The sequence below is a fragment of the Bartonella acomydis genome (genome assembly GCF_039543025.1).
Taxonomy (GTDB): domain Bacteria; phylum Pseudomonadota; class Alphaproteobacteria; order Rhizobiales; family Rhizobiaceae; genus Bartonella; species Bartonella acomydis.
Genome location: NZ_BAABIY010000046.1, coordinates 1 through 602, shown reverse-complemented (window position 1 = coordinate 602; position 602 = coordinate 1). Strand labels below are relative to the sequence as shown.

Here is a 602-nt window from a genome sequence, read left to right as displayed (position 1 = left end):
TCAAGATGAACAAATTATTCTTATGCAAGGACAACCCCCTTTACGATGTGGTCGCGCGATCTATTTTAGAAGGAAAGAAATGTTAAAAGCTGCTGAAAAGAACCGTTTTGCCCCCAAAGCACAGAAAAACTAAAAAACATCCCCTTCGGAGACCGTGTATAAAAACAAGAATAACATCAAAGGACAAAAACAAAGGTTCTATTTCATAAAAGCCCACAAACAAGGAATTTCCGCATGATTCAGCAAGAAAAATATGGAGGGAAAAATCCTTGAAGAATGCTGTTATACCTGTATCCTCCAATCACAATATTCTTTGTGAAGTGCTTTTCTCATTACCAAACAGTGTATACCAACTATACCGATGCTTCGAAAACTCTACTAAGAAGCTTTTAAAGACAGCTTTTATAGGAAAATCTCTTGGATAAAATCTTTCTATAAAAATAAAAAGACACCATGCATGAAAACAGCCCAGACCGATCTTTCTCTCTCAGTAAAAGAAAACAGCGCTAAGATAAGGATTGTTACAAGCAAAAACACCCATGAATTCGAGGGATCTCTTTTCTCTCATCCAATGCTCGAAATCTTAAAAGAATACGCGAGGG

At 36.7% G+C, this 602-nt stretch carries 1 protein-coding gene; it reads left to right on the top strand.

The features are described from left to right. A partial coding sequence (locus ABD909_RS06925; protein ID WP_345097229.1) for a type IV secretory system conjugative DNA transfer family protein occupies window positions 1–133 on the top strand: 133 nt, incomplete at its 5' end. Between the last annotated feature and the right edge of the window lie 469 nt (window positions 134–602).